27 protein-coding genes, 3 pseudogenes and 1 riboswitch are annotated in these 22,441 nt (G+C 68.5%); of the genes and pseudogenes, 19 read left to right on the top strand and 11 right to left on the bottom strand.

From position 1 onward, the window contains the following. The first annotated feature begins 110 nt into the window (after positions 1–110). The 8 genes and pseudogenes from GVO57_RS02665 (at position 111) to GVO57_RS02635 (ending at position 5,956) form a co-directional block, all read left to right on the top strand. A pseudogene (locus tag GVO57_RS02665) lies at positions 111–1,027 on the top strand (heme o synthase). Further along, complete coding sequence (locus GVO57_RS15230; RefSeq protein ID WP_268830444.1) at positions 1,024–1,155, top strand: hypothetical protein; 132 nt, start codon at positions 1,024–1,026, stop codon at positions 1,153–1,155. The pseudogene GVO57_RS02665 and the gene GVO57_RS15230 overlap by 4 nt, the downstream one beginning before the upstream one ends. Then, complete coding sequence (locus GVO57_RS02660) at positions 1,152–1,706, top strand: cytochrome c oxidase assembly protein (protein WP_160591614.1); 555 nt, start codon at positions 1,152–1,154, stop codon at positions 1,704–1,706. The genes GVO57_RS15230 and GVO57_RS02660 overlap by 4 nt, the downstream gene beginning before the upstream one ends. A 31-nt stretch (positions 1,707–1,737) precedes the next feature. Beyond that, positions 1,738–2,582, top strand: a pseudogene (locus GVO57_RS02655) (cytochrome c oxidase subunit 3). 108 nt (positions 2,583–2,690) lie between these two features. Next, positions 2,691–3,050 (top strand): DUF983 domain-containing protein, encoded by a 360-nt coding sequence (locus GVO57_RS02650; RefSeq protein WP_160591612.1) that lies wholly within the window; start codon positions 2,691–2,693, stop codon positions 3,048–3,050. Next, positions 3,050–3,643, top strand: a complete 594-nt coding sequence (locus GVO57_RS02645) for an SURF1 family cytochrome oxidase biogenesis protein (RefSeq protein WP_160591610.1) — start codon at positions 3,050–3,052, stop codon at positions 3,641–3,643. Before GVO57_RS02650 ends, GVO57_RS02645 begins: the two co-directional genes overlap by 1 nt. A 45-nt stretch (positions 3,644–3,688) precedes the next feature. Next, the gene (gene thrC / locus GVO57_RS02640; RefSeq protein ID WP_160591608.1) at positions 3,689–5,092 is read left to right on the top strand and encodes a threonine synthase; all 1,404 of its coding nucleotides are present in this window, start codon (positions 3,689–3,691) and stop codon (positions 5,090–5,092) included. After that, positions 5,093–5,956, top strand: coding sequence for a class I SAM-dependent methyltransferase (locus GVO57_RS02635; RefSeq protein WP_160591606.1), 864 nt, complete (start codon positions 5,093–5,095; stop codon positions 5,954–5,956). 14 nt (positions 5,957–5,970) lie between these two features. On the opposite strand, the gene GVO57_RS02630 is transcribed toward GVO57_RS02635, so the two are convergent. From GVO57_RS02630 to GVO57_RS02620, 3 genes are read right to left on the bottom strand one after another with little or no spacing between them, the layout of a single operon-like run. After that, positions 5,971–6,615, bottom strand: a complete 645-nt coding sequence (locus GVO57_RS02630; protein ID WP_160591604.1) for a heme exporter protein CcmB — start codon at positions 6,613–6,615, stop codon at positions 5,971–5,973. Beyond that, entirely contained in the window at positions 6,602–7,222 is a 621-nt protein-coding gene (ccmA, locus tag GVO57_RS14555; RefSeq protein WP_233281524.1) for a heme ABC exporter ATP-binding protein CcmA, read from the bottom strand. The genes GVO57_RS02630 and ccmA overlap by 14 nt, the downstream gene beginning before the upstream one ends. Beyond that, positions 7,219–7,644 carry a metallopeptidase family protein gene (locus GVO57_RS02620; RefSeq protein ID WP_160591600.1) on the bottom strand — a complete coding sequence of 142 codons (426 nt, stop codon included), beginning with the start codon at positions 7,642–7,644 and terminating at the stop codon, positions 7,219–7,221. The genes ccmA and GVO57_RS02620 overlap by 4 nt, the downstream gene beginning before the upstream one ends. A gap of 39 nt (positions 7,645–7,683) precedes the next feature. Here GVO57_RS02620 and GVO57_RS02615 point away from each other — a divergent pair, with 39 nt between their 5' ends. The 3 genes from GVO57_RS02615 to GVO57_RS02605 all read left to right on the top strand — a co-directional run bounded on the left by GVO57_RS02615 (position 7,684) and on the right by GVO57_RS02605 (position 9,127). Continuing rightward, a complete protein-coding gene (locus GVO57_RS02615) occupies positions 7,684–7,971 on the top strand; it encodes a 4a-hydroxytetrahydrobiopterin dehydratase (protein ID WP_160593781.1) in 288 nt (95 codons plus the stop codon). 330 nt (positions 7,972–8,301) lie between these two features. Further along, a complete protein-coding gene (locus GVO57_RS02610) occupies positions 8,302–8,478 on the top strand; it encodes a PspC domain-containing protein (protein ID WP_160591598.1) in 177 nt (58 codons plus the stop codon). Between the two features lie 64 nt (positions 8,479–8,542). After that, positions 8,543–9,127 (top strand): peroxiredoxin, encoded by a 585-nt coding sequence (locus tag GVO57_RS02605; RefSeq protein WP_160591596.1) that lies wholly within the window; start codon positions 8,543–8,545, stop codon positions 9,125–9,127. A gap of 6 nt (positions 9,128–9,133) precedes the next feature. Here the strand turns inward: GVO57_RS02605 and GVO57_RS02600 are convergent, their stop codons facing one another. Next, the gene (locus GVO57_RS02600; RefSeq protein WP_160591594.1) at positions 9,134–9,748 is read right to left on the bottom strand and encodes a hypothetical protein; all 615 of its coding nucleotides are present in this window, start codon (positions 9,746–9,748) and stop codon (positions 9,134–9,136) included. A gap of 102 nt (positions 9,749–9,850) precedes the next feature. Between GVO57_RS02600 and GVO57_RS02595 the strand changes: the two genes are divergently transcribed. The 3 genes from GVO57_RS02595 (at position 9,851) to GVO57_RS02585 (ending at position 11,030) form a co-directional block, all read left to right on the top strand. Then, a complete protein-coding gene (locus tag GVO57_RS02595; protein ID WP_233281441.1) occupies positions 9,851–10,249 on the top strand; it encodes a ribose-phosphate pyrophosphokinase in 399 nt (132 codons plus the stop codon). 73 nt (positions 10,250–10,322) lie between these two features. Further along, positions 10,323–10,724 (top strand): hypothetical protein, encoded by a 402-nt coding sequence (locus GVO57_RS02590; RefSeq protein WP_160591593.1) that lies wholly within the window; start codon positions 10,323–10,325, stop codon positions 10,722–10,724. Between the two features lie 93 nt (positions 10,725–10,817). After that, the gene (locus tag GVO57_RS02585) at positions 10,818–11,030 is read left to right on the top strand and encodes a DUF2061 domain-containing protein (protein ID WP_160591592.1); all 213 of its coding nucleotides are present in this window, start codon (positions 10,818–10,820) and stop codon (positions 11,028–11,030) included. A gap of 22 nt (positions 11,031–11,052) precedes the next feature. Here the strand turns inward: GVO57_RS02585 and GVO57_RS02580 are convergent, their stop codons facing one another. The 6 genes from GVO57_RS02580 to GVO57_RS02555 form a co-directional block, all read right to left on the bottom strand. After that, complete coding sequence (locus GVO57_RS02580; protein WP_160591590.1) at positions 11,053–11,976, bottom strand: hypothetical protein; 924 nt, start codon at positions 11,974–11,976, stop codon at positions 11,053–11,055. 142 nt (positions 11,977–12,118) lie between these two features. Further along, on the bottom strand, positions 12,119–13,984 hold the full coding sequence (gene thiC, locus GVO57_RS02575) for a phosphomethylpyrimidine synthase ThiC (RefSeq protein ID WP_160591588.1): 1,866 nt from the start codon (positions 13,982–13,984) through the stop codon (positions 12,119–12,121). Positions 13,985–14,053: 69 nt separating this feature from the next. Beyond that, positions 14,054–14,145: riboswitch (TPP riboswitch) on the bottom strand. Positions 14,146–14,219: 74 nt separating this feature from the next. Further along, a complete protein-coding gene (locus GVO57_RS02570) occupies positions 14,220–15,038 on the bottom strand; it encodes a MipA/OmpV family protein (protein ID WP_160591587.1) in 819 nt (272 codons plus the stop codon). A gap of 81 nt (positions 15,039–15,119) precedes the next feature. Then, on the bottom strand, positions 15,120–15,968 hold the full coding sequence (locus tag GVO57_RS02565) for a MipA/OmpV family protein (RefSeq protein WP_160591585.1): 849 nt from the start codon (positions 15,966–15,968) through the stop codon (positions 15,120–15,122). Positions 15,969–16,204: 236 nt separating this feature from the next. Beyond that, positions 16,205–16,540: a DUF2141 domain-containing protein gene (locus GVO57_RS02560; protein WP_233281440.1), complete on the bottom strand. Its 336-nt coding sequence runs from the start codon at positions 16,538–16,540 to the stop codon at positions 16,205–16,207. A gap of 16 nt (positions 16,541–16,556) precedes the next feature. After that, positions 16,557–17,333: a sterol desaturase family protein gene (locus GVO57_RS02555; RefSeq protein WP_160591583.1), complete on the bottom strand. Its 777-nt coding sequence runs from the start codon at positions 17,331–17,333 to the stop codon at positions 16,557–16,559. A gap of 184 nt (positions 17,334–17,517) precedes the next feature. Between GVO57_RS02555 and crtY the strand changes: the two genes are divergently transcribed. The 5 genes and pseudogenes from crtY to GVO57_RS02530 all read left to right on the top strand — a co-directional run bounded on the left by crtY (position 17,518) and on the right by GVO57_RS02530 (position 21,815). Then, on the top strand, positions 17,518–18,642 hold the full coding sequence (gene crtY, locus GVO57_RS02550) for a lycopene beta-cyclase CrtY (protein ID WP_160591581.1): 1,125 nt from the start codon (positions 17,518–17,520) through the stop codon (positions 18,640–18,642). Beyond that, positions 18,639–20,123 (top strand): phytoene desaturase, encoded by a 1,485-nt coding sequence (locus GVO57_RS02545; RefSeq protein ID WP_160591579.1) that lies wholly within the window; start codon positions 18,639–18,641, stop codon positions 20,121–20,123. Before crtY ends, GVO57_RS02545 begins: the two co-directional genes overlap by 4 nt. Before the next feature lie 25 nt (positions 20,124–20,148). Continuing rightward, positions 20,149–20,729: pseudogene (locus GVO57_RS02540) on the top strand (LOG family protein). Beyond that, a complete protein-coding gene (locus GVO57_RS02535) occupies positions 20,719–21,612 on the top strand; it encodes a phytoene/squalene synthase family protein (protein ID WP_160591577.1) in 894 nt (297 codons plus the stop codon). Before GVO57_RS02540 ends, GVO57_RS02535 begins: the two are co-directional and overlap by 11 nt. Further along, on the top strand, positions 21,609–21,815 hold the full coding sequence (locus GVO57_RS02530; RefSeq protein WP_160591575.1) for a hypothetical protein: 207 nt from the start codon (positions 21,609–21,611) through the stop codon (positions 21,813–21,815). Before GVO57_RS02535 ends, GVO57_RS02530 begins: the two co-directional genes overlap by 4 nt. Positions 21,816–21,864: 49 nt before the next feature. On the opposite strand, the gene GVO57_RS02525 is transcribed toward GVO57_RS02530, so the two are convergent. After that, positions 21,865–22,374 carry a sterol desaturase family protein gene (locus tag GVO57_RS02525; protein WP_201752676.1) on the bottom strand — a complete coding sequence of 170 codons (510 nt, stop codon included), beginning with the start codon at positions 22,372–22,374 and terminating at the stop codon, positions 21,865–21,867. Positions 22,375–22,441: the final 67 nt, after the last annotated feature.

The raw sequence follows: 22,441 nt of genomic DNA, 5'->3' as shown, positions 1-22,441 counted from the left end.
GCTGCCGGTTCCGGCGGCGGGCCAACGGCCCCGCCCTGTCGGCGGGACGTGCGGCACCAGGCGCGGGGGCACGGCCTTCCGCGCCGGCTGCACAACAAGAGTGCCACGCGATGAACAGCACCACGCTCGACGCGTCCGTCCCGATGCCCGCCGACTGGCGGGATTTCCTCGCGCTGACCAAGCCGCGGGTGATGACGCTTGTCGTGTTCACCGCCCTGTGCGGGCTGCTGGCGGCACCGGGCGGGATCGATCCGGTGATCGGCTTTACCGCCATTCTGTGCATCGCGGTCGCCGCCGGGGCCGCCGGGGCGCTCAACCAATGGTATGAAGCCGATATCGACGCCAAGATGAAGCGCACCGCGCGCCGGCCGCTGCCGGCCGGGCGGATGGCGCCCGAATCGGCGCTGCATTTCGGCATGGCGCTGTCGGGTTTTTCGGTGGTGATCATGGGGCTGGCGACCAACTGGCTCGCCGCCGCGATCCTGGCCTTCTCGATCTTTTTCTATGCCGTCATCTACACGATGTGGCTGAAGCCGCGCACGCCGCAGAACATCGTCATCGGCGGTGCCGCCGGCGCGTTCCCCCCGCTGATCGGCTGGGCCGCCGTCACCGGCGACGTCACGCTGATGCCGGTGCTGCTGTTCATGATCATCTTCCTGTGGACGCCGCCGCATTTCTGGGCGCTCGCGCTGTTCGTGCGCATGGATTACGCCAATGCCGGCGTGCCGATGCTGCCGGTGGTCGCCGGGGAACAGGCGACGCGGCGGCAGATCTTCCTCTACACGTTGCCGATGGTGGCGGCGGCGGTGGCGCCCTGGCCGCTGGGGCTTGCCGGCCCGGTCTATGGCGTGGCGGCGGCGGTGCTCAGCGCCGTGTTCCTTGTGCTGGCCGTCCGTGTCGGCTTCCCCCCGCCCAGCCGGCTGAAGGGATGAAGGCGGAGAAAAAGCTGTTCGCATTCTCGATCCTTTATCTGTTCATCCTGTTCGGTGCGCTGGTTGCCGACATTGTCGCGATGAGGCTGGCATGACCGATCCGACCGAACAGATCCGCGCCCGTCAGCGCGCCCGGTCGCGCGTGATGGCGCTGGTGCTGGCCGGCATGGCGATCCTGTTCTTCTTCCTGACCTTTGCGAAGATCGGGCAGCCGGGCGTATGACCGACCTCGCGCTCCGCAACCGCCGCAGCGCCGCGCTCGCCGCGCTGATGGCGCTCGCGATGGTCGGCCTGGGCTTTGCCGCCGTGCCGCTTTACCGGCTGTTCTGCCAGGTCACCGGCTTTGGCGGCACGACGATGCGCGCCACCGAGGCCGATCTGCCGACCCGCGCCAGCAGCGTGCAGGTGGCGGTGCGCTTCGACGCCAACACCGCATCGGGGCTGCCCTGGCGCTTCGGGCCCGAGCGGCCGGTGCAGCGCGTCGCGGTGGGCGCGCGCGACATGGCGTTTTATTACGCCCAGAACCTGACCGACCGGTCGGTGACCGGCCGTGCGGTGTTCAATGTCTCGCCCGATCAGGCGGGCAAATATTTCAACAAGATCGAGTGTTTCTGCTTCACCGAGCAGACCCTCAAGCCCGGCGAGCGCGTGCGCATGCCGGTCACCTTCTTCGTCGATCCGGCGATCCTTGATGATCCCGACACGAAGGATATCCAGCAAATCACCCTCAGCTACACCTTCTACCCGGTGGATTCCGCCGGGCAGGGCAGCTAGGGCTTTTCGACCAACGGAGCAGGGACGCATCATGGCCGGCGCCAAGAACCACGATTATCATATTCTGCCCCCAGCCCCTGGCCTCTCCTGGGCTCGTTCTCGGCGCTGACCATGGCGGTCGGCGGCGTGATGTGGATGCACCAGGCGGCCTATGGCGGCTATGTGTTCCTGCTCGGCCTCGCCGGCGTGCTCTACACCATGTATGGCTGGTGGTCGGACGTGGTCCGCGAAGCGAATGGCGGCGATCACACCCCGGTGGTGCAGCTGCACCTGCGCTACGGCATGATCCTGTTCATCGCCTCCGAAGTGATGTTCTTCGTCGGCTGGTTCTGGGCGTGGTTCGACTTCTCGCTCTTCCCGGTGCCGCTCGAAATCACCGACGGTTCGGTGCAGATCGCCGAAATCGCCGCCCAGTGGCCGCCCAAGGGGCTGGAAGTGATCGATCCGTTCGCCTTCCCGCTGCTCAACACGCTGATCCTGCTCTGCTCGGGCACCACCGTCACCTGGGCGCATCATTCGCTGATCAACGGCGATCGTGAGGGGTTCAAGAAGGGCCTGTGGCTGACGATCGGCCTTGGCCTGCTGTTCTCGGCCATCCAGGCTTATGAATATCTGCACTCGCCGATCCCGTTCAAAGGCCTGAACTACGGCGCCGCCTTCTACATGGCGACCGGCTTTCACGGCTTCCACGTGCTCGTCGGCACGATCTTCCTGATCGTCTGCCTGGTGCGCGGCTATCGCGGTGATTTCACCCCGCGCCAGCATTTCGGCTTCGAAGCGGCGGCCTGGTACTGGCATTTCGTCGACGTCGTGTGGCTGTTCCTGTTCGTCGCCATCTATGTGTGGGGCAGCTGGGGCGCGCCGGTGCACGGCTGATCGCCGGATGGGCCGCGCCCATCATCGCACAGCGGCGCCGGGGCGGATCGTCCCGGCGCCGTTTTGCTGTCCGGCACCATGCCGCCGCAACCCGGGAGGGCCGGTCGCATGACGCCGCCCGATCTCGTCGCGGCCAGCCTGCGCGGCCTGTGCCCGGCCTGCGGCGCGCGGACGCTGTTCGACGGCCCGGTCCGCTTCGCGCCGCAATGCCGGGCCTGCGGGCTTGATTTCGGGCGGTTCAATGTCGGCGACGGTCCCGCCGCCTTTCTGACGCTCGGCATCGGCGCGGTGGTGACCATTGCCGCCGTGCTGGTCGAGCTGCGCTTTTCTCCGCCGGCCCTGGTCCATCTGCTGCTGTGGGTGCCGTTGACGCTGGGGCTGACGCTCATCAGCCTGCGCGCGGCCAAGGCGGCGCTGATCTTCCTCGAACATCGCAACCAGGCCCGCGAAGGCCGGATCGAGCCCTGATGACAACGTCCCGCACCCCGCTGCGCCTGCCGCTTTTTCCCACCATCATCGTTGCCGGTGCGGTCATGGTGATGATCGCGCTCGGCGTCTGGCAGCTGGCGCGCTCGGCCGAGAAAAAGGCGCTGATCGCCCGCTATGCCGCCGCGCGCGGTCTGCCCGAAATCGCGCTGCCGGCGGTGCCCGATCCGCGCGATCCGCCGCTGTTCCGCCGCGCCGCCGCCTATTGCCTGAGCGTCACCGGATGGAGCGCCCAGGCCGGGCGCAACCTGAAGGGCGATACCGGCTGGGTGCATGTCGCCGCCTGCGCGCGCGGGGCCGAGGGTCCGGGCTTTCAGGCGGTGCTGGGCTGGTCGCCGACGCCCGCGCCGCCGCGCTGGGCGGGCGGGCAGGTCAGCGGCGTCATCGCGCCCGACAAGGCGCATGTGTGGCGGCTGGTCGCGACCAGCCCGGCGCCCGGCCTGCTGCCCGCCCGGCCGCCCAGCCTTGCCGATGTGCCCGACAATCACATCGCCTATGCGCTGCAATGGTTCTTCTTCGCCGGGGCAGCGGCGGTGATCTACCTGCTCGCGCTGCGCCGCCGCGCGCGCGGCTGATCGCTTTCTTGCCCCGGCCCGCCCTGACGGTTAAGCCGGCCCGTCATGGACTATATCAGCACGCGCGGCGCGTCGCCGACGCTCGATTTCGAGGCCGTGACACTGGCCGGCCTCGCCGGTGACGGGGGGCTTTATGTGCCCAGCGTCTGGCCGCGGCTCGACCGGGCGGAGATCGCCGCGCTTGCCGGGCTCGATTATGTCGATACCGCCGTCGCGGTCATGCGCCCCTTTGTCGGCGGCGCGATCGGCGATGACGAGCTGAAGGCGCTGTGCGCCCAGGCCTATGGCCGCTTTGCCCATGCCGGCGTCACGCCGCTCGTCCAGCTCGACCGCCGGCATTGGCTGCTCGAGTTGTTCCACGGCCCGACGCTTGCCTTCAAGGATGTGGCGCTGCAGCTGCTCGGCCTGCTGTTCGAACGCTTCCTGTCGCGCCGCGACACGCATCTGACGGTGATCGGCGCGACCTCGGGCGACACCGGTTCGGCGGCGATCGACGCGCTGGCCGGGCGGGCCAAGGTCGACATCTTCATGCTGCATCCGCATGGCCGCGTGTCCGATGTCCAGCGGCGGCAGATGACGACCGTGCTCGCGCCCAATGTCCACAACATCGCCATCGAGGGCAGTTTCGACGACGCCCAGGCGATGGTGAAGGCGATGTTCGCCCGCCCCGATTTCGCCGGGCGCTTCGCCCTGTCGGCGGTGAACTCGATCAACTGGGCGCGGCTGATGGCCCAGATCGTCTATTATTTCTATGCCGCCGTCAGGCTGGGCGCGCCCGACCGGCCGGTCGCCTTTGCCGTGCCGACGGGCAATTTCGGTGACGTGTTCGCCGGCTATGTCGCCGCGCGCATGGGGCTGCCGGTCGCGCGGCTGATCGTCGCCACCAATGTGAACGACATTCTGCACCGTGCGCTGTCGACCGGCGATTATGCGGCGGGGCCGGTCACGCCCACCGCCACGCCGTCGATGGACATCCAGGTCAGCTCGAACTTTGAACGGCTGCTCCATGATCTCGATGCCGCGGCCGTGCCCGGCCAGATGGCGGCCTTTGCCGCCAACCGGGCGATGCGGCTGACCGATGCGCAGCTGACGGGCGCGCGGCCGCTGTTTTCGAGCGCGCGGATCGATGCCGATGAAATGTCGCTGGCCATGCGCTGGGCGTCCGAGCGGGCGGGGCAGGTGATCGATCCGCACAGCGCGATCGCGCTGGCCGCCGCGCGCGCGGCGGACCTGCCGGGCGATGTGCCGGTGGTGACGCTGGCGACCGCGCATCCGGCCAAGTTCCGCGACGCCGTCGAACGCGCCACCGGCATCCGCCCGTCGCTTCCCGCGCGGGTCGGCAAGCTGTTCGAGCGCGAGGAACGGTTCAGCCTGCTGCCCAATGATCTGGATGCGGTCATCGCCCATATCGCCGCGCGCGCGACGCCCGCTCACGGGACCAGCGCCTGAATGGACGCGCCCCGGCTGCTCATCGGTGATGGCTGGGCCGATTACGGCCTGATCGACAGCGGCCATGGCCGCAAGCTCGAACGCTATGGCCGTTACCGGTTCATCCGCCCGGAACCTCAGGCGATGTGGGCACCCGCCAGCGCCGACTGGCAGGCGGATGGCGAGTTCGTGCCCGGATCGGACGAGGATGGCGGCGGGCGCTGGCGGTTCGACCGGCCAGTCCCCCGCGAAGGCTGGCCGCTCGCCTGGAACGAGGCGCGCTTCACCGCCGCCTGCACGCCGTTCCGGCATCTGGGCTTTTTCCCCGACATGGCACCGGTGTGGGACTGGATGCGGGGGCTGAAGCCCAGCACCGCGCTCAACCTGTTCGGCTATACCGGCGTCGGCACGCTGGCGCTCGCGGCGACAGGGGCTGAGATGGTGCATGTCGACGCCTCCAAGAAATCGGTCGAGGCGGCGCGCGCCAATGCCCGGCTGTCGGGAATGGACGACCGGCCGGTGCGCTGGATTGTCGACGATGCCGCCAAGTTCGTCGCGCGCGAGGTGCGGCGCGGCCGGCGCTATGACGGGATCATCCTCGATCCGCCCAAATATGGCCGCGGCCCCGATGGTGAGGTGTGGAAGCTCGAAGAGCATCTGGCCCCGCTGGTCGCCGATTGCCGCCGGCTGCTCGATGCCGAGTCGCGGTTCCTGTTCCTGACCGTCTATGCGGTGCGGCTGTCGGCACTGGCGATCGGCGAGTTGGTTGCCCAGGCCTTTGCCGAGCTGCCCGGCCGCGTCGAATGCGGCGAGCTGGGCGTGCGCGAGGAAGCGCGCGGCCTGATCCTGCCGACCGCGATCTGGGCGCGCTGGCAGCGGGATTGAGTTTGTCGCTCAGGTTATTCCCGCGCCGCGCGCAGCGCCGCGCCGGCGGCAAAGGGCGCGCCTGCCGTCAGCAGCAGTGACACCGCGCCGAGCAGCCTGAGCGCCGAGCCAGAGCCGTCGGCCACCGCTCCGGCGCCGAAGATCAGCACCGGCACGGCCAGCGGCAGCATCAGCAGCCCGCCCAGCGCCCCGGTGCCGCGCAGCCCGGCGGTCAGCGCCGCGACCGTCAGGCCGAGTGCCGCCAGCGCAGGCGTGCCGAGCGCCAGTGCCAGTTCGAGCCGCAGCAGCGCCGCTGCGTCGATCGACAGCAACGCCGCCGCCGGCAGCAGGGCGAGCATCAGCGGCGGGCCGAAGCTCAGCCAATGGGCAATCAGCTTGGCCGCCGCCACCGCTTCGTCGGCATGGCCGCGCAGCGCCAGCTGGTCGAGCACGCCGCCCAGCCGGTCGGGCTCGATCAGCCGGTCGAGCGGCAGCAGCGCGGCAAGCAATGCCGCCAGCCAGGCCAGCCCCGGACCGGTACGCGCCAGCAGCGCCGCATCGGGCCCGATGGCAAAGGCGAACAGCGTCGCGCTCAGCAGAAAAAATGCCAGGGGCAGCCCGGCCCCGCCGCTGCGCCATGCCAGGCCGAGATCGCGGCGGATGATCTCAATCATCGTCATCCTCCGCCATCGTCCGCGCGCGCGCCGCATCGGCGAACGGGGTGAGGTCGAGCGTCGCCGCCCCCGGCAGCGCCAGCGGCTGGTGCGTGGCGGCGACGATCAGCCCGCCCGCCTCCAGATGCGACGCACACGCCCGTTCGAGCAGCGCGATCGCGTCCGCGTCCAGCCCGTTGGTCGGCTCGTCGAGCAGCCAGATGGGCGCGGCGCTCAGCACCGCACGCGCGAGCACGGCGCGCTTGCGCTGCCCGGTCGACAGCATCCGGACCGGGACCGGGGCCAGCGCCTCCAGCCCCAGCGCCGCGAGCGCAGGGGCAAGCCGCGACGCCCGCCCGTCGAGCCGCGCCCAGAAGCCGAGCGCGTCGGCCAGCGGCAGATCGCGGTCGAGCGCCAGCCCTTCATCGGCAAGCGCCGTGCGGCCTTCGCGCACCACCGTCCCGCCAAAGGGCGCGAGCAGGCCGGCGGCCACCCGCAACAGGCTGGATTTGCCGGTGCCGTTCGCGCCGGTGATGCGGATCGCCTGCCCCGCGCGCAGATCGAGCGACAGGCCGGTGAACAGCAGCCGTCCGCCCCGGCGGCAGGCCAGCCGGTCAAGGGTGAGCGCGGTCAGGCTCCATCCTCCGGTTCGGCGTCTTCGAGCGCGGCCATGTCGGCATCCGACAGGCCGAAATGATGGCCGATCTCGTGGATCGTCACATGGGCGACGAGATGTTCGAGCGCGACGCCAGTTTCCGCCCATTCGAACAGGATCGGCATCCGGAACAGCTGGATCATGTCGGGCAGGGCGGCAATCGCGCCATTATGCTTGTCGCCGACCGGCTGGCCCAGATAGACGCCGGTCAGGTCGAGCGGATCGTCAATCTCCATCTCGGCAAGCAGCGCCTCGTCTGCCCAGTCATGCACCTGCACGACCACCGCGCCCAGATGCGCGCGGAAGGTGGCGGGCAGATCGGCCAACGTTGCGCGCGCCAGCGCCTCGATCGTCGCAGCGTCGGGCGCATGTGTTTGTGGCCGTTGACGTGGCGATCCCATGAAGGCGACATAGGGGAAACAGGCATGAAGGGACAAGCAATGGTCGAACAGCTCGATGAAGCGCAGCGCGCCGCCGCGCTCGACCGGCTGGGCGAGTGGGATTATGACGAAGCCCGCGATGCGCTGACGCGGCGGTTCCTGTTCGCCGATTTCTCCGAAGCCTTTGCCTTCATGACCCGCGTGGCGCTGGCCGCAGAAAAGGCCGACCATCATCCCGAATGGTCGAATGTGTGGAACCGGGTCGATATCCTGCTGACCACCCATGATGCCGGCGGCCTGTCGCAGCGCGATGTGGATCTGGCGCGGACGATCGACGCACTGGCTTGATCGCAGGCAGGCCCAACATCCGGCGGGAAATCCTGCCGATTTGGCGGTTTTTGCGAGATGATTGACGCAGGCTGAAGAAAAAAGCGCTGTTTGCCGGGCTTTTTTCGACTTGGCACGGCCCATGCATACTCTCTGGTGTCGCCGGCGGGATGGTCCCGCCGGCATCGCCAGGGAGAATGATCATGTCGGGTTTTTCGTCTGTCCGTGAATCGCTGCTGTCGGTCGTCGGTGCGCTGGCGGTTGCCGCTTTCTTCGTCGTCGCCGCGGTCGGCCCGGCCAATGTCGCGTTCGTCGCCTGATCGCCGGCCCGTCAGTCTTAAGGAACCGACCATGTCCGCTTTCCGTCTCGACCGCGTCAATGCCAAGATGATGGGCGTGTGCGGCGGCCTGGCCCGCGCGACCGGCATCGATCCGGTCTTCGTGCGCATCGCCGCGGTGATCATGCTGCTGACGCTGGGTGTCGAAATCGCCGTGCTTTACCTCATCATCGGCTGGGTGGCGCGCTGATGCTGGCGTCGGGCTGACGGGGCGCTTAAGGAAAGGGCGCCCCGCAATCCCGAGGAGACGCCCGATGTTCCGTCCCAGTGCCGTCAAACTGCGCGCTGCCCGCCTGCTGACCGGCCGTTTCGCCGCTCCGTTGCTTGGCGCCGCCCTGATCCTGTCTGCCGCCCCCGCGAGTGCGGCACTTGCCCCGGGCGCCCGCGCGCCGGATTTCTCCGCCCAGGGCGCGCTTGCCGGCAAGGCCTTTTCGTTCGCGCTCGGCAATGCGCTGAAGAAGGGCCCGGTGGTGCTTTATTTCTATCCCAAGGCGTTCACCTCGGGCTGCACGATCGAGGCGCATGAGTTTGCCGAGGCGACGCCCGAGTTTGCCAAGCTCGGCGCGACGGTGATCGGCATGTCGGCCGATGATATCGACACGCTCAAGCGCTTCTCGGTCGAGGAATGCCGCAACAAATTCGCCGTCGCCAGCGCGAGCCCGGCGGTCATCAAAAGCTATGACGTGGCGCTCGCGCCCGGCGTGGCGATGAGCAACCGCACCTCCTATGTGATCGCGCCCGATGGCCGCATCCTGTTCGCCTATACGGCGGCGGAACCGCTCGGCCATATCAAGGGTGCGCTGCAGGCCGTGCGCGCGTGGAAGGCCGGCCGGAAATAAGCCTGCCTATCGGCGGCGAGACGGCGCGCCGCGCCTGAAGTCGCGGCGGTCCTCCCGCCTGTCCTGCCGATATTCGGCGCGGTCGCGCCAGCGTTCCGCGCGGTATTCGCGCCGGTCCTGCCGGCGGTCGGCGCGATAGTCCGCGCGTGGAACCGTGCCGTCGCGATAGGCGCGGCGGTCGGCGCGCCGCTCCGCGCGATAATCGCGCCGGTCATTGTTGCGGTCGGCGCGGAACTCCCGCCGGTCGAGCCGCCGCTCCTGCAGATAGGCGCGCTCGCGCGGCGTCCGGTAACGGCGGCGGATATCATTGTCGAACAGCCAGGGGGCTGCACCGGGAGCGCCCCAGCCGCCCCATCCGCCACTGTTCCAGCCCGGCCCGCCACCCCAGGCCCCATTTCCCCAGGCGCCGTTCCTCCAGGCCCCGCCCCATCGACCATCCCAGCCGCCGCCCCAGTTGCCGCCGGGTGCGCCGAACCATGGCGCCCCCCAGGCGACCGGGCCGGGGGCATAGCCGGCCGGGCCCCATTCGGTGCCGATATAGCCGCCCCCGCCCAGCGTGGTGCAGCCGCCCAGCCCGATCAGCGCGGCGAGGGCAAGGCTCAGTCCGGAAAAACGCATCATGCTGTGGCTCCTGCCGGTTCAGATGCCCGTTGTGCGGCCGAATCGATGATCCCCGGCTGAACGGCGTTGAGCGCCGGTCGGTGCCCCGCCAAAGTGGCGGCCGTGACCGACCGGCGCACAGCACAGGACGGGCAGCTGCCCGGCGTCGCGGATCCCGTCCGGGTCCGCGCGCTGCTGGTCGCGGCGGCGCGGGCACGGTCTGCGGTCAGCTATGCGGGGCTGCTCGGCCAGCTCGGCCACCGCTTCACCCGCCCGCTGATGCGCAGCCTCTGCCGCACGCTCGACGCGATCGATGCCGAGGCGGCGGGGCGCGGCGAGCCCGAACTGGCCGTGCTCGTGGTGCGCGAATCGGATGGCCTGCCCGGCCAGGGCTGGTGGGCAGGGGGACGCGCGCTGATGATGGGGCATGACGGGCCATGGACAGGACCGGCGGCGCGGGCGCTGGTCGCCCGGCTGCAGGCCGAGGCCTTTGATTATTGGGCGGCGCACCTCGAGAGCTGACGCGCCAGGCGGGGGTGGAATTTATCTGCTAATGCGACTTGATCGCAATAAAACGGCATGACATGTTCCCGCCATGCTCGACCAACGCCTCCAGCTCGCCCTTCCCCGCCTCGATCAGCTGACGCCCGCCCAGGCCGCAATTGCCGGCGCGGTGCGCCGCTGGGTGCTGGCGCGCCATATGCGGCGATGTCCGCTGCAGGTCGCGCATGAACGGCTTGGCTGCGTCCAGGCCGCGCGGGCGCTGCACCTGTTGCTGGAAACGGTGCGCGGCTGCTGGCCGGAGCCGTTCGCGATCTCGCCGCCCTGCTGTTCGGTGCTGTCGCATGACGAGGCGACGCTGCTGGTGATGATCGACACGGCGGGCGAGCGGCGGCGGCTCGCCTTTGACGGGCTGCTCTGCGAAATGCTCGGGCCGGATGTGCGCGACCGGCTGTTCGCGGCCTGCGCGACGCTGGCGCGGACGCTGGAGGGCTGATGATCGCCCCGGTCGATGACTGTGACGCGCGATCCTGATTGGAGATTATTGCGAATCGATCTTAACTGGACGTCCTGGACAAGGACCGCTGCCATGTCGCTCGATCTGATCAAGACCCTGACCTATCTCGCGCTCCATCTCTCGATCGGCTTTACGGTCGCCTATCTGCTGACCGGGTCGGTCGAGATCGCCGGCGGCATCGCGCTGATCGAACCATGCGTGAACGCGGTCGCCTTCTTCTTCCACGAACAGATGTGGAAGGCGCGCACCCGGCAGGGCGAGCCCCGGCTGATCGTCGCCGGGTGATCCCGCCCGGCTCGAAAACGCTCTAATCCTCGGCAAGAAAGTCGAGCAGCGCCTGTTCGAGCGGGTCGAGGCGGCCGTCCGCCTCCATGCGCGTGCGCAGCCACTGCGCCTCGGCCGCGGTCACGACAGCGGCGGCAGCAGCCTCGACGGCGCGATCATCGGCTGACATCGCGGCGGGTGCCGCTCCAGGGCGTTCGACCAGCGCGCGGGCCATGCGGCCCAGAAAGCCGCCAATGCCCGGCCGGTTGTCGGCCATGAAGGCGTCGAGCCGCGCGGCATCGGCGCGGGTGACGTTGCCGCGCCCGCCATGGCCGGTCAGGTGACGCGCCACCGCCTGCACGAACAGCGTCCGCCAGCCCGGCGCATTGGCCGCGTCCAGCGTCGCGTCCTTGAGCGCCCACAGCATCTCGGCCTCGTCGCGGCTGATCATCGTGGCTTCGGCGCTGCCCCCGGCATAGAGCAGACGGCGCAGCAGCGCGACCTCGGTGTCGGTGATCAGGCCCGGCCTGAGGGTGCCGCCGCGCCGGGTCGGGCCTTCGCCGGTCAGCACTTCGCGCTCGATCTGGGCGAGGGCGAATGTCCTGAGCGCATCGGGCGCGGTTTCGGCCTTTTCGAGCACGCGGACCAGCAGTTCCATCTCGGCATGGCTCTCGACCCGGCCGTCGCGGCTGACATGGTCGATCAGCCAGCGGGCGTTTTCGTCGCTGACATGGCCGCGCGGCGCGACGCCATTGACCAGATATTCGGTCAGCGCCTCGACGAAGAAATCGGTCCAGTCTGCGGTCGGCCGCGCGACCAGATGGTTGAGCTCGAAAATCGTGTCCGCTTCGTCGGGGGTGATCACCCCGTCAGCCCAGGCCCAGCGGCGTGCCGCCAGCACCTGTTCGACGCTGACTTCGCCCTCCGCCCTGACGGCACTGGCGAAATCGGAAAAGCTGAACGTCATGCGGCGCCCCTTGGCCGATGAAGGGAACGCCAGCCTAGCGCGAAAGGCTTAAGCGGACATTGCCGCAGGGCCAGGGCGCAACCGGAGGGCAGGCGGCGGGGGGGGGCAGGCGGCTGTCCGGGCCGCCCGCCCCCTCAGGCCGTCATTCCGCAGGAACGTAAAGGTCGCCGCCCTCGCGGTAGCGGGCGCTCATTTCCTGCATGCCCGCCTCGGCTGCCGCCGGGTCGGCGGCGGCTTCGGTCGCGGCCAGAAAGGCATCGGCCTGCTGGTTCTGCCGCCCGGCAAACTCGCGCACTTCCTGGGTGATCTTCATCGAACAGAATTTGGGCCCGCACATCGAACAGAAATGCGCGGTCTTGGCCCCTTCGGCGGGCAGGGTCTGGTCGTGATATTGTTCGGCCGTGTCGGGATCGAGCGACAGGTTGAACTGGTCGCGCCAGCGGAACTCGAACCGCGCCCGGCTGAGCGCATCGTCACGCAGCTTGGCGGCGGGATGGCCCTTGGCCAGATCGGCGGCATGGGCGGCGAGCTTGTAGGTCACCACGCCCACCTTCACATCGTCGCGGTCGGGCAGGCCCAGATGCTCCTTGGGCGTGACGTAGCAGAGCATTGCCGTGCCGAACCAGCCGATCATCGCCGCGCCGATCGCGCTGGTGATATGGTCATAGCCGGGCGCAATGTCGGTGGTGAGCGGCCCGAGCGTGTAGAAGGGGGCTTCGCCGCACGCTTCGAGCTGCTTGTCCATGTTCGCCTTGACCTTGTGCATCGGCACATGGCCCGGCCCCTCGATCATCACCTGGCAGTCATGCGCCCAGGCGCGCTTGGTCAGCTCGCCCAGCGTATAGAGTTCGGCGAACTGCGCCTCGTCATTGGCATCGGCGATCGACCCCGGCCGCAGCCCGTCGCCCAGCGAGAAGCTGACGTCATAGGCCTTCATGATCTCGCAAATCTCGTCGAACCGTTCGTAGAGGAAGGATTCGCGGTGATGGGCGAGGCACCATTTGGCCATGATCGAGCCGCCGCGCGACACGATGCCGGTCACGCGCTTCGCGGTCATCGGGATATAGGGCAGGCGCACCCCGGCATGGATGGTGAAATAGTCGACGCCCTGTTCGGCCTGTTCGATCAGCGTGTCGCGGAAAATCTCCCAGGTCAGGTCCTCGGCGATGCCGCCCACTTTTTCCAGCGCCTGATAGATGGGCACGGTGCCGATCGGCACCGGCGCGTTGCGCAGGATCCATTCGCGCGTGTCGTGGATGTTGCGCCCGGTCGACAGGTCCATCACCGTGTCCGCGCCCCAGCGGATCGCCCACACCATCTTGTCGACCTCGCTCGCCACGTCCGACGCGACGGCGGAGTTGCCGATATTGGCGTTGATCTTGACCAGGAAATTGCGGCCGATCGCCATCGGCTCGATTTCGGGATGGTTGATGTTGGCCGGGATGATCGCCCGCCCGCGTGCCACTTCGTCGCGGACGAACTCGGGCGTCACGAAATCGGGAATGGCGGCACCGAAATCCTCGCCGTCGCGCGCCAGCTGCTCCTTCAGCCGCGCGCGGCCGAGATTTTCGCGCTCGGCGACATATTCCATTTCGGGCGTGATGATGCCCTTTCGGGCATAATGCATCTGGGTGACATTGTGGCCGGGCCGCGCGCGCAGCACGTGCTTGCGGACATGGGGGAAGGGGGCGACGCCGCCCGACCGGTCGGGGCCGAGCTGGCCATTGTCTTCCGGCCGCACCTCGCGCTGCGGCACCTCCTCGACGTCGCCGCGCCCGCGGATCCAGTCGCGCCGCAGTTCGGGCAGGCCGGCCATGATGTCGATGCGCGCATCGGGATCGGTGTATGGGCCCGACGTGTCATAGACGCGCAGCGGCGGCTCGCCCGACGACGGTTCGAGCGTGATTTCGCGCATCGCGACCTTGAGCGGGCCGACATGGATCTTGCGGCTGCCCCGGATGGGGCCGGTCGTGACCTTCAGTTCGGTGCGGGCGGGAATGTCAGCCATGATGCGCTCTTTCGTCCTCGAAAAACGGGGAAGGCGGAGCGGCTGGCGCCCGTGCCGGCGCCCGGTCACTCCCTCCCTCCGCCGGTGTCAGCCGGATCAGGTTCAGCGGGTCGCGGGCTCGTGCCCGCCTCTCAAACGCCGGTGCAGCGTTCCCCCGGGGATGCCCCAAGCTTAGGGGCTTTGCCGGCAATATGCCAGTGGGGTCCGGCCCCGCGCAGCGCGGGGCCGAAACCGGTCAGAAGCTGTAGGCGACGCCAAGTGCCGCCGCAAAGGTGTTGGGATTGCCCGCCACCCGGACGACCGGGCTGTCGGCGAAATCGCCGAGCACGCGGGCATAGCTTGCCTGGCCGAACACCGACCAGCCCTTGAGCAGCGTGCCGGTCAGCGCATGGCTGATCCCGACGCCGATGTTGACATCCTTGAGCCCGCCATCGAGCCGGTAGGCGGCAAGGCCGCTCGCCGCCGCGCCGGCTGCGTCGATGCCGAAATAGGTGCGCGCATAGCCGCTGCCGACAATCTCGCCGCCCGCGGTCACGCGCAGCGCGGTCTTGAGGTTGAGCGGCCGGATATAGGCGATCTGCGGCCGGATCACATGGCTGTCATGGGTGTCGGAAATGTCCTTCTGATAGGACAGTGTCAGGCTGAGCGAATCAAACGGCGTCGCCAACCCCGTCTTGGTCACGCCGATATAGCCGCCGGCCTCGATCGCGAGATCGAGTTCGCCCAGCGCCTCGACCCGGCGGTCGCCGATCTGGCCGGTGCGGTTGGGATTGACGCCGATCACCGGCCCGATCTGGAAATCGACCTTGCCCTGCCCGTCGCGCCAGGCATCGACATAAAGATGCGTGCGCACGGTGTTGAAGCCGAAGCCGGCCACGCGGCCGCGCAGCACCGGGGCCGGAATCAGCCGGTAATCATTCGACCCTTCATAAGACGGGATCGCGCCCGCGCCGATGCCGATCGTCAGCGCATTGCGGTCATTGCCGAGCTGTGCGGCAGCCGGGCTGGCCGCCGCAAATATTACACAAGTAAATAGCGACCATTTATACATCATGTGCTCCGCGCATGTCTTGACGCGCGGATGTAGAGCGTTCGTTTCGCCGCAACAAGCATCGTCCTGCCGGAAAGCGCAGGATCAGAAACTATAGGCAAGGCCCATGGCGCTGAAGAACTGGTTGGGACTGCCGGCGTCGCGCACGACCGGCGAGCGCGCGAAATCGCCGAGGATGCGGGAAAAGCCGGCAATTCCGAACAGCGCCCAGCCCCGCCGCACGTCGCGCCCCAGGCTGCGCACGCCGATCAGGTTGAGCCCGACATCCTGCACGCCGCCGCCCAAATCATAGGCGGCAAGGCCGCTTGCCGCCGCACCCTGCGGCGTGACGCCGAAATAGGTGCGGGCAAAGCCGTTGCCCACGATCGCCGCATCGACCGACAGCGCCACCAGCGTGCGCCGGTCGAGCGGGGTGGCATAGGTGATCCGGGGTTCGATGACATGACTGTCATGCGTGCCGGTCACGTCGCGCCGCATGGCGACCGTCATCGTCAGGCTGTCATAGGCGCTGGTGATGATGCCGGTCTTGGACAGGCCCAGAAAGCCGCCGACCTCGACCGCCAGATCCAGTTCGCCAAGGGCGGCCACGCGGCGGTCCTGGATGCGGTTCACGCGGTTGGGGTTGAGCGCCACCACCGGCCCCGCCTGCACGTCGAGCGTGCCCGATCCGTCGCGGATCAGGTCGACCAGCAGGCCCAGCCCCTGGGTCTGGAACGCAAAGCCCGCGACGCGGCCGCGGATGATGCCGCCGGGATTGACCTGATAATTGTTCGATCCGGCATAGCTTGGGTTGACCGCCGCGCCGAGGCCGAAGGTCAGCGCATAATCGTCGCGCGGCGGGGCGGCGCTGGCGGGCGGTCCGCTGTCCTGCGCGGCAACAGCGGGGGAGGTGGCGGCGAGCACGGCCGCGAGCAGCGCGGATCCGGCGCGCATGGCGATGCGGGGCGAGGCAGGGTTCGGTTTAGCCGGGAAGGGGGCTGGCATGGATCATCCCTGAACATTGGTCTGCCGGCAACGCCGCGCCCCCATCGCGGGTTGCCAGGGCTGGCGGGATCGTATCCCGCTGTCCGTCATTTTGGCGCTGCGGCCCCGCGATACAAGGTTCGGCATGCGGGCCCGGTATGCAGGCCCGCCTCCTGCCCCTTATCGGCCGCCTTCGATCCGCTGCGTCAGAGCAGATAGCGCATCCGGAGCGTCTGTTGGGCCTCCCCGCTCACCGGAAAGCGCGCGGCGTCGAAGCGCGGCGCGCCGAAGCCGAGCGGCGGGTTGCGCGAAAAGGCAAAGCCCTCGCGCGGGATCCCGGCAAAGGTGTCGAGCTTGCGATTGTCGTTTTCGTCATGGATCAGCGCGACCGCCCAGTCCCCGGTCGCCATCCCGGTCAGCGTCAGGTGCGGCGCATTTGCCGGCACGTTGCGGGTGATCGCGCGCTGATCGTCGACGCAGCGCGGAAAGTTCGCCGGATCGCGGGTGATGCACAGGCGCAGCGTTCCCTTGGCCGAACGCACGCCGCTGACCGTCAGGTCAAGCGTGCCCGGGCTTGCCGCCCCGACCAGCAGCCCGGCGCTCAGCCCGAGCGCGAGCCGACGCGTCCAGATCCCCAAGCCCCTGGTCGGTTCCGCACAGCCGGTCCCAGACGCGAAAATAAAGCCCATAATTGCACCTGTACTGCTCGTGATGCCGCTGATGATGGCTGGCCGTGATCAGCCAGCGCCCGGCCGGCCCATGCACAAGGGCGCGGGGAAAAATCTCCCACCCCATGTGATTGGTCACGCCCATCAGCGTCATGATGCCGAGCACCACGCCCAGCATCGACACATGGATGGGGATAATGAACACCAGTGAAGGAATGACGACCGCGCCGGTCAGCGCCTCCACGGGGTGAAAGCTCATCGCCGCCCAGGCGGTGGGCGGGCGGCTGTCATGATGCACGGCATGGGCGATGCGGAACCAGCGCGGCCGGTGCATCAGCCGGTGGGTCCAGTAGAACCAGCTGTCATGGGCGAACAGATAGGCGAGCACCGACAGCGGCAGCCACCACAGCGGATAGGCGTCGATGTCGGTATAGATGCGCGTCCAGCCAAGCGTCTGCCACGACCAGGCCATCAGCCCGGCGGGCACGCCATAGATTGCCGCCGACAGCAGCGACCAGGTGATTTCGCGGCGGATCTGCGGATCGAGCCCGGCATAAAGGCCGGGGCGGACGCGGCGGGTGATGAGCGCGAACGCCCCGCTCACGGCCAGATAGCGCAGGCCGACGATCAGCGTCATCATCAGGGCGGCAAGCAGAAGGGCGGTCATCGCGGGCGGCCTATAGCGCAGCCTGTGCCGGCGGTCATGCAGATTGATGCAGGTTGGATTAGTGCGTGCCCGGCCATTTCATTCGTCCCCCGATCCGCGCTAAGGGGGGCTGTGCCGCATGCCCAGCCCATGATCAAAGCGTCCCGCGCAGGGGGTGGCCGTGCCTGCCGGGTCAGGTCGCACCATGACGCAGCCGATCACCATTCTGGGCGGCGGGCTGGCCGGCGGGCTGATCGCCTATGCGCTCAGCCAGAAGCGGCCCGAGGTGCCGTTCCTGCTGCACGAACGCGCCGAGGTGCTGGGCGGCAACCATGTCTGGTCGTTTTTCGACGGCGATGTCGCGGCCGAGGATCGCTGGCTGGTCGAACCTTTCATTTCGCACAGCTGGCAGGGCTATGACGTCCGCTTCCCCGAGCTCAGCCGGACGCTCGCCAGCCGCTACAACTCGATCGAATCCGAACAATTCGACGCCGTGCTGCGCCGCGCGCTGCCGGCGGAGCGGCTGCGCCTCGGCTCGGCGGTGGCGGCGGCCGCGGAGGCAAGCGGGGGCGGGGCGGTCATCGACACGCGCGGCCCCGGCGATCTCGCCACGCTCGATGCCGGGTGGCAGAAATTCGTCGGCCTCGAACTCCACACGGCCGAGCCGCACGGGCTGACGCGGCCGATCGTCATGGATGCGACGGTCGAGCAGATCGACGGCTACCGCTTCGTCTATGTGCTGCCCTTCGGCCCGCAGACGCTGTTCATCGAGGACACTTATTATTCCGACGGTCCCGAACTGGACGTCGAGGCGGTGAAGGCGCGGATCCTTGATTATGCGCGGGCCAAGGGCTGGGCGGTCACCCCCGCCAACCGGCAGGAGGCCGGCGTGCTGCCGGTCGTGGTGCGCGGCGATTTCGACGCCTATTGGGCGTCGACCGGCACCGGCATCGCCAAGGCCGGGATGCGCGCCGGGCTATTCCATGCAACGACCGGCTATTCGCTGCCCGATGCGGTGCGGCTGGCGGCGCGGATTGCGCGCGCGCCCGATCTGTCGGCGGCGGCGCTTGAACGGCTGACGCACGGCCATGCCGCGCGGGCATGGCGGCGGCGCGGCTTTTACCGGCTGCTCGACACGATGCTGTTCCGCGCCGCGCGCCCCGACGAGCGCTACCGGGTGATGCAGCGTTTCTACGGCCTGCCCGAACCGCTGATCCAGCGATTCTACGCTGCCGAGACATCCGTTTTCGACAAGCTGCGTATCTTGACGGGGAATCCCCCCATTCCCATTCCCCGCGCGATCGGGGCCATCATAAGGAACAGGGCGTGAAAAAGGCGGTGGTGATCGGATCGGGCTTTGGCGGTCTTGCGCTGGCCATCCGGCTGCAATCGGCGGGCATCGATACGGTGATCGTCGAGGCGCGCGACAAGCCGGGCGGGCGCGGCTATTTCTGGGACCGGCAGGGCTTCATCTTCGATGGCGGGCCGACCGTCATCACCGATCCCGACTCGCTTGCCGAGCTGTGGCAGCTGAGCGGCAATGAAATGGCCCAGGACGTGACGCTGGTGCCAGTGTTTCCATTCTACCGGCTCAACTGGCCCGACGGGACCAACTTTGATTATTCGAACGACGAGCCGAAGCTGAGCGCGGAGATCGCCAAGCTCGATCCCGCCGATGTCGCCGGCTATCAGCGGTTCCTCGACTATTCGGCCGGCGTCTACCGCGAGGGCTATCTGAAGCTGGGCGCGGTGCCGTTCCTCGACTTCCGCTCGATGCTCAAGGCCGCGCCGGCGCTCGCCCGCTATCAGGCGTGGCGCTCGGTCTATTCGATCGTGTCGAGCTATGTCCGCAATGAAAAGCTGCGCGAGGCGCTGTCGTTCCACACCCTGCTGGTCGGCGGCAATCCGATGGCGACGAGCGGCGTCTATGCGCTGATCCACAAGCTGGAAAAGGATGGCGGCGTCTGGTTCGCGATGGGCGGCACCAACCGGCTGGTCGCGGGCATGGTGCGGCTGTTCGAACGGCTGGGCGGCGAGGTGCGGCTGGGCGATCCTGTGGTCGAGATCGAAACCAAGGGCAGCCGCGCGACCGGCGTGCGCACCAGGAGCGGCTGGCGCACCGATGCCGATGCGGTCGCGTCCAACGCCGATCTCGTCCACAGCTATGGCGACCTGCTCAAGAACAGCCCGCGCGGCCCGCAGGCGGCGCGGCGGCTGCGCCGCAAGCGTTTCTCGCCCTCGCTGTTCGTCGTCCATTTCGGGCTGCGCGGCCGCTTTCCGCAGGTGCCGCACCATTCGATCCTGTTCGGGCCGCGCTACAAGGGGCTGCTCGACGACATTTATTCGAACGGCCGGCTGGCGCCTGATTTCTCGCTCTATCTGCACCATCCGACCGCGACCGATCCGTCGATGGCCCCGGATGGCTGCTCGACCTTCTATGTGCTGGCGCCCGTGCCGCACATGGGCAAGCTCGACATTGACTGGGACGTCGAAGGCCCGCGTTTTGCCGACCGCATCCTCGACGAGGTCGCGCGCCGGCTCGACATTCCCGATCTGAAGGACCGGATCGTCGAGCGCTTCCATTATGCGCCGACCGATTTCCAGGCCGATCTCGCCGCCCATCTGGGCAGCGCCTTCAGCCTGGAGCCGATCCTGATGCAGTCGGCCTATTTCCGCGCCCACAACCGCGACGATCAGATCCCCAACCTGTATTTCGTCGGCGCGGGCACCCATCCGGGTGCGGGCATTCCGGGCGTCGTTGGCAGCGCCAAGGCGACCGCCGGGCTGATGCTCGACGATCTGGGCGCGTAACCACCCGCTGGTGAAAGGACCCGTGTTGAAGCGTCTTGCCGTTTATTGCGGGTCGGCTACCCCGGCCGACCCATTCTATCTCGAACTTGCCCGCCAGGTCGGCCGGGCGCTTGCCGCGCGGGGCATCGGCCTTGTCTATGGCGGCGGGCGGCTGGGGCTGATGGGGCGGTCGCCGATGCGGCGCTGGGCGAGGGCGGCGAGGTGATCGGCGTGATCCCCGAGGCGCTGACCCGCGCCGAAGTCGCGCATCGCAGCCTGACCGAGCTGCATGTCGTGAAGACGATGCACGAGCGCAAGGCGCTGTTCACCGATCTGGCCGACGGGTTCGTGACGCTGCCCGGCGGCGTCGGCACGCAGGACGAGCTGTGGGAAGCGGTCAGCTGGGCGCAGCTCGGCTATCATGAAAAGCCGGTCGGGCTGCTCAACGCGCGCGGCTTTTACGATCATCTGATCGCGTTCAACGCCCATATGGCGGAGGTCGGCTTTGTCCGTCCGCAGCATCGCGGCATCCTGATCGTCGAGGCCGAACTCGATTCGCTGCTCGACCGGATGGCGGCCTATCAGCCGCACCAGACCATTTTCCGCATGACCCGGGATGAGCTCTGAAGCGCCCGCCCGCGATGCACTGGTCGCGCTCGCGGGCGCGAGCATCGCGCGCGGCTCGCGCTCCTTCGCGCTCGCCAGCCGGCTGTTCGACCGGCCGACGCGCGACCGGGCCTGGCTGCTCTATGCCTGGTGCCGGGCGTGCGACGATCTGGCCGATGGTCAGGACCACGGCTTTGAACTGCGCGCGGTCGATGATCCCGCCGCGCGGCTGGCGCGGCTGACGGCGCTGACCGAGGATGCGCTTGCCGGCCGCACGACCGGCGAGCCGGCCTTTGACGGGCTGGCCGCGCTGATGGCCGAAGTCGCGATTCCGCGCGCCTATATCGACGAACATGTCGCCGGCTTTGCCCTCGATGCCGAGGGATGGCGTCCGCGCACCGAGGCCGATCTCATCCGTTATTGCGATCATGTCGCGGGTGCTGTCGGCTGCATGATGGCGGTGGTGATGGGCGTCCACCCCGACGACGCGCCGACGCTGGCGCGCGCCCGCGACCTTGGCCGCGCCTTCCAGCTTGCCAACATCGCCCGCGACGTGCGCGAGGACATGGCGGGCGGGCGCTGCTATCTGCCGCAGGACTGGCTGGACGAGGTGGGGCTGGCCGCCGACCAGCTGCTCGACCGCCCCGACGAGACCGCGCGGCTGACGCTGCGGCTGACCGCGCTCGCCGAACGCTATGAGGCGAGCGCCCGGGTCGGCGCGCGGCGGCTGGCGTTTCGCAGCCGCTGGGCGGTGCTGGCGGCGGCGGGCATTTACGGCGACATTGCCCGCAAGGTGCGCGCGCGCGGGGCCGATGCGCTCGACCGCCGGGTCGTGACGCGCAAGCGCGCCAAGCTTGCCTGGGTGGCGCGGGCGCTGTGGCAGGCGCGCGAGGCCGAACGGTGAACGACCGGCGGCTGCGCGCCTGGCTGCGCTGGAGCCATTTGACGCTGGGGCTGTCGCTGCTCGTCTATCTGTTCACCGATCTGCGGCTCGACGAGACGGTGACCAACCTGTTCCGGCTGCTGGTGGTGCCGGTGCTCGGTGTGACCGGGCTGTGGATGTGGTCGCAGCTGTCAACCGCCCGGTTCAGCGACCGCGACGATTAGCTTTTCGGGGGCGTCAGCCTCTCGGCAGGGCGTCGCGCCCGGATAGTGGTCAGCCGCGCGCTTCGCCCAGTGCCGGGGCGCGCACGCCGGCGCGGCCGCGCCGGGCCAGTTCGGCCTTCAGATCCTCAGGCTTGGGCGCGACCAGAAAGCCGAAGCTGACCGTGCCCTCCTTGGTCTCGACCGCATGGTGCAGCCGGTGGGCCTGGATGATCCGCTTCATGTAATCGGATTTGGGGATGTAGCGGTGATTGAGCCGGCGATGCACGATGATGTCGTGAAAGCCGAGATAGATGGCACCATAGCCGGCGATCCCCGCGCCGACCCACCCGGCCCATGCGCCCCAGCCGATCGACGCGCCGACCAGCAGGGTGATCGACGGCGCGGCGAAGATCACGAAATACAGATCGTTCAGTTCCCAGAAGCCGGTGCGCGGCCGGTGATGGCTTTTGTGCAGGAACCAGCCGGGGCCATGCATGATCCAGCGATGGGCGACATAGGCGACGCCCTCCATCGCGGCGACGGTCAGGATGAACAGCAAAGGGCCGACCAGGAACGACATAGCGCCCATATAGGCGCGGGGACGGGCGATGCCAATCTATGTGAGTTTCCGGGTTGCGGGCGCTGCG

It is taken from the genome of Sphingomonas changnyeongensis (assembly GCF_009913435.1).
Taxonomy (GTDB): domain Bacteria; phylum Pseudomonadota; class Alphaproteobacteria; order Sphingomonadales; family Sphingomonadaceae; genus Sphingomonas_B; species Sphingomonas_B changnyeongensis.
Note: the sequence above shows the minus strand (reverse complement) of the source record. Positions and strands in the feature narration are given on the sequence as shown.

What these genes read in the sequence shown, in the direction of transcription:
- GVO57_RS02650 (WP_160591612.1), top strand. Translation starts at nt 2,691, where the DNA reads ATGACGCCGCCCGATCTCGTCGCGGCCAGCCTGCGCGGCCTGTGCCCG.
- thiC (WP_160591588.1), bottom strand. Translation starts at nt 13,984, where the DNA reads ATGGCTGACATTCCCGCCCGCACCGAACTGAAGGTCACGACCGGCCCC.
- crtY (WP_160591581.1), top strand. Translation starts at nt 17,518, where the DNA reads ATGACGCAGCCGATCACCATTCTGGGCGGCGGGCTGGCCGGCGGGCTG.
- GVO57_RS15230 (WP_268830444.1), top strand. Translation starts at nt 1,024, where the DNA reads ATGACCGATCCGACCGAACAGATCCGCGCCCGTCAGCGCGCCCGGTCG.
- GVO57_RS02620 (WP_160591600.1), bottom strand. Translation starts at nt 7,644, where the DNA reads ATGGGATCGCCACGTCAACGGCCACAAACACATGCGCCCGACGCTGCG.
- GVO57_RS02605 (WP_160591596.1), top strand. Translation starts at nt 8,543, where the DNA reads ATGTTCCGTCCCAGTGCCGTCAAACTGCGCGCTGCCCGCCTGCTGACC.
- GVO57_RS02580 (WP_160591590.1), bottom strand. Translation starts at nt 11,976, where the DNA reads ATGACGTTCAGCTTTTCCGATTTCGCCAGTGCCGTCAGGGCGGAGGGC.
- GVO57_RS02610 (WP_160591598.1), top strand. Translation starts at nt 8,302, where the DNA reads ATGTCCGCTTTCCGTCTCGACCGCGTCAATGCCAAGATGATGGGCGTG.
- GVO57_RS02525 (WP_201752676.1), bottom strand. Translation starts at nt 22,374, where the DNA reads ATGTCGTTCCTGGTCGGCCCTTTGCTGTTCATCCTGACCGTCGCCGCG.
- GVO57_RS02535 (WP_160591577.1), top strand. Translation starts at nt 20,719, where the DNA reads ATGAGCTCTGAAGCGCCCGCCCGCGATGCACTGGTCGCGCTCGCGGGC.
- GVO57_RS02645 (WP_160591610.1), top strand. Translation starts at nt 3,050, where the DNA reads ATGACAACGTCCCGCACCCCGCTGCGCCTGCCGCTTTTTCCCACCATC.
- GVO57_RS02590 (WP_160591593.1), top strand. Translation starts at nt 10,323, where the DNA reads ATGCTCGACCAACGCCTCCAGCTCGCCCTTCCCCGCCTCGATCAGCTG.
- GVO57_RS02600 (WP_160591594.1), bottom strand. Translation starts at nt 9,748, where the DNA reads ATGATGCGTTTTTCCGGACTGAGCCTTGCCCTCGCCGCGCTGATCGGG.
- GVO57_RS02565 (WP_160591585.1), bottom strand. Translation starts at nt 15,968, where the DNA reads ATGCGCGCCGGATCCGCGCTGCTCGCGGCCGTGCTCGCCGCCACCTCC.
- GVO57_RS02570 (WP_160591587.1), bottom strand. Translation starts at nt 15,038, where the DNA reads ATGATGTATAAATGGTCGCTATTTACTTGTGTAATATTTGCGGCGGCC.
- thrC (WP_160591608.1), top strand. Translation starts at nt 3,689, where the DNA reads ATGGACTATATCAGCACGCGCGGCGCGTCGCCGACGCTCGATTTCGAG.
- GVO57_RS02585 (WP_160591592.1), top strand. Translation starts at nt 10,818, where the DNA reads ATGTCGCTCGATCTGATCAAGACCCTGACCTATCTCGCGCTCCATCTC.
- GVO57_RS02615 (WP_160593781.1), top strand. Translation starts at nt 7,684, where the DNA reads ATGGTCGAACAGCTCGATGAAGCGCAGCGCGCCGCCGCGCTCGACCGG.
- GVO57_RS02630 (WP_160591604.1), bottom strand. Translation starts at nt 6,615, where the DNA reads ATGACGATGATTGAGATCATCCGCCGCGATCTCGGCCTGGCATGGCGC.
- GVO57_RS02555 (WP_160591583.1), bottom strand. Translation starts at nt 17,333, where the DNA reads ATGACCGCCCTTCTGCTTGCCGCCCTGATGATGACGCTGATCGTCGGC.
- GVO57_RS02660 (WP_160591614.1), top strand. Translation starts at nt 1,152, where the DNA reads ATGACCGACCTCGCGCTCCGCAACCGCCGCAGCGCCGCGCTCGCCGCG.
- GVO57_RS02635 (WP_160591606.1), top strand. Translation starts at nt 5,093, where the DNA reads ATGGACGCGCCCCGGCTGCTCATCGGTGATGGCTGGGCCGATTACGGC.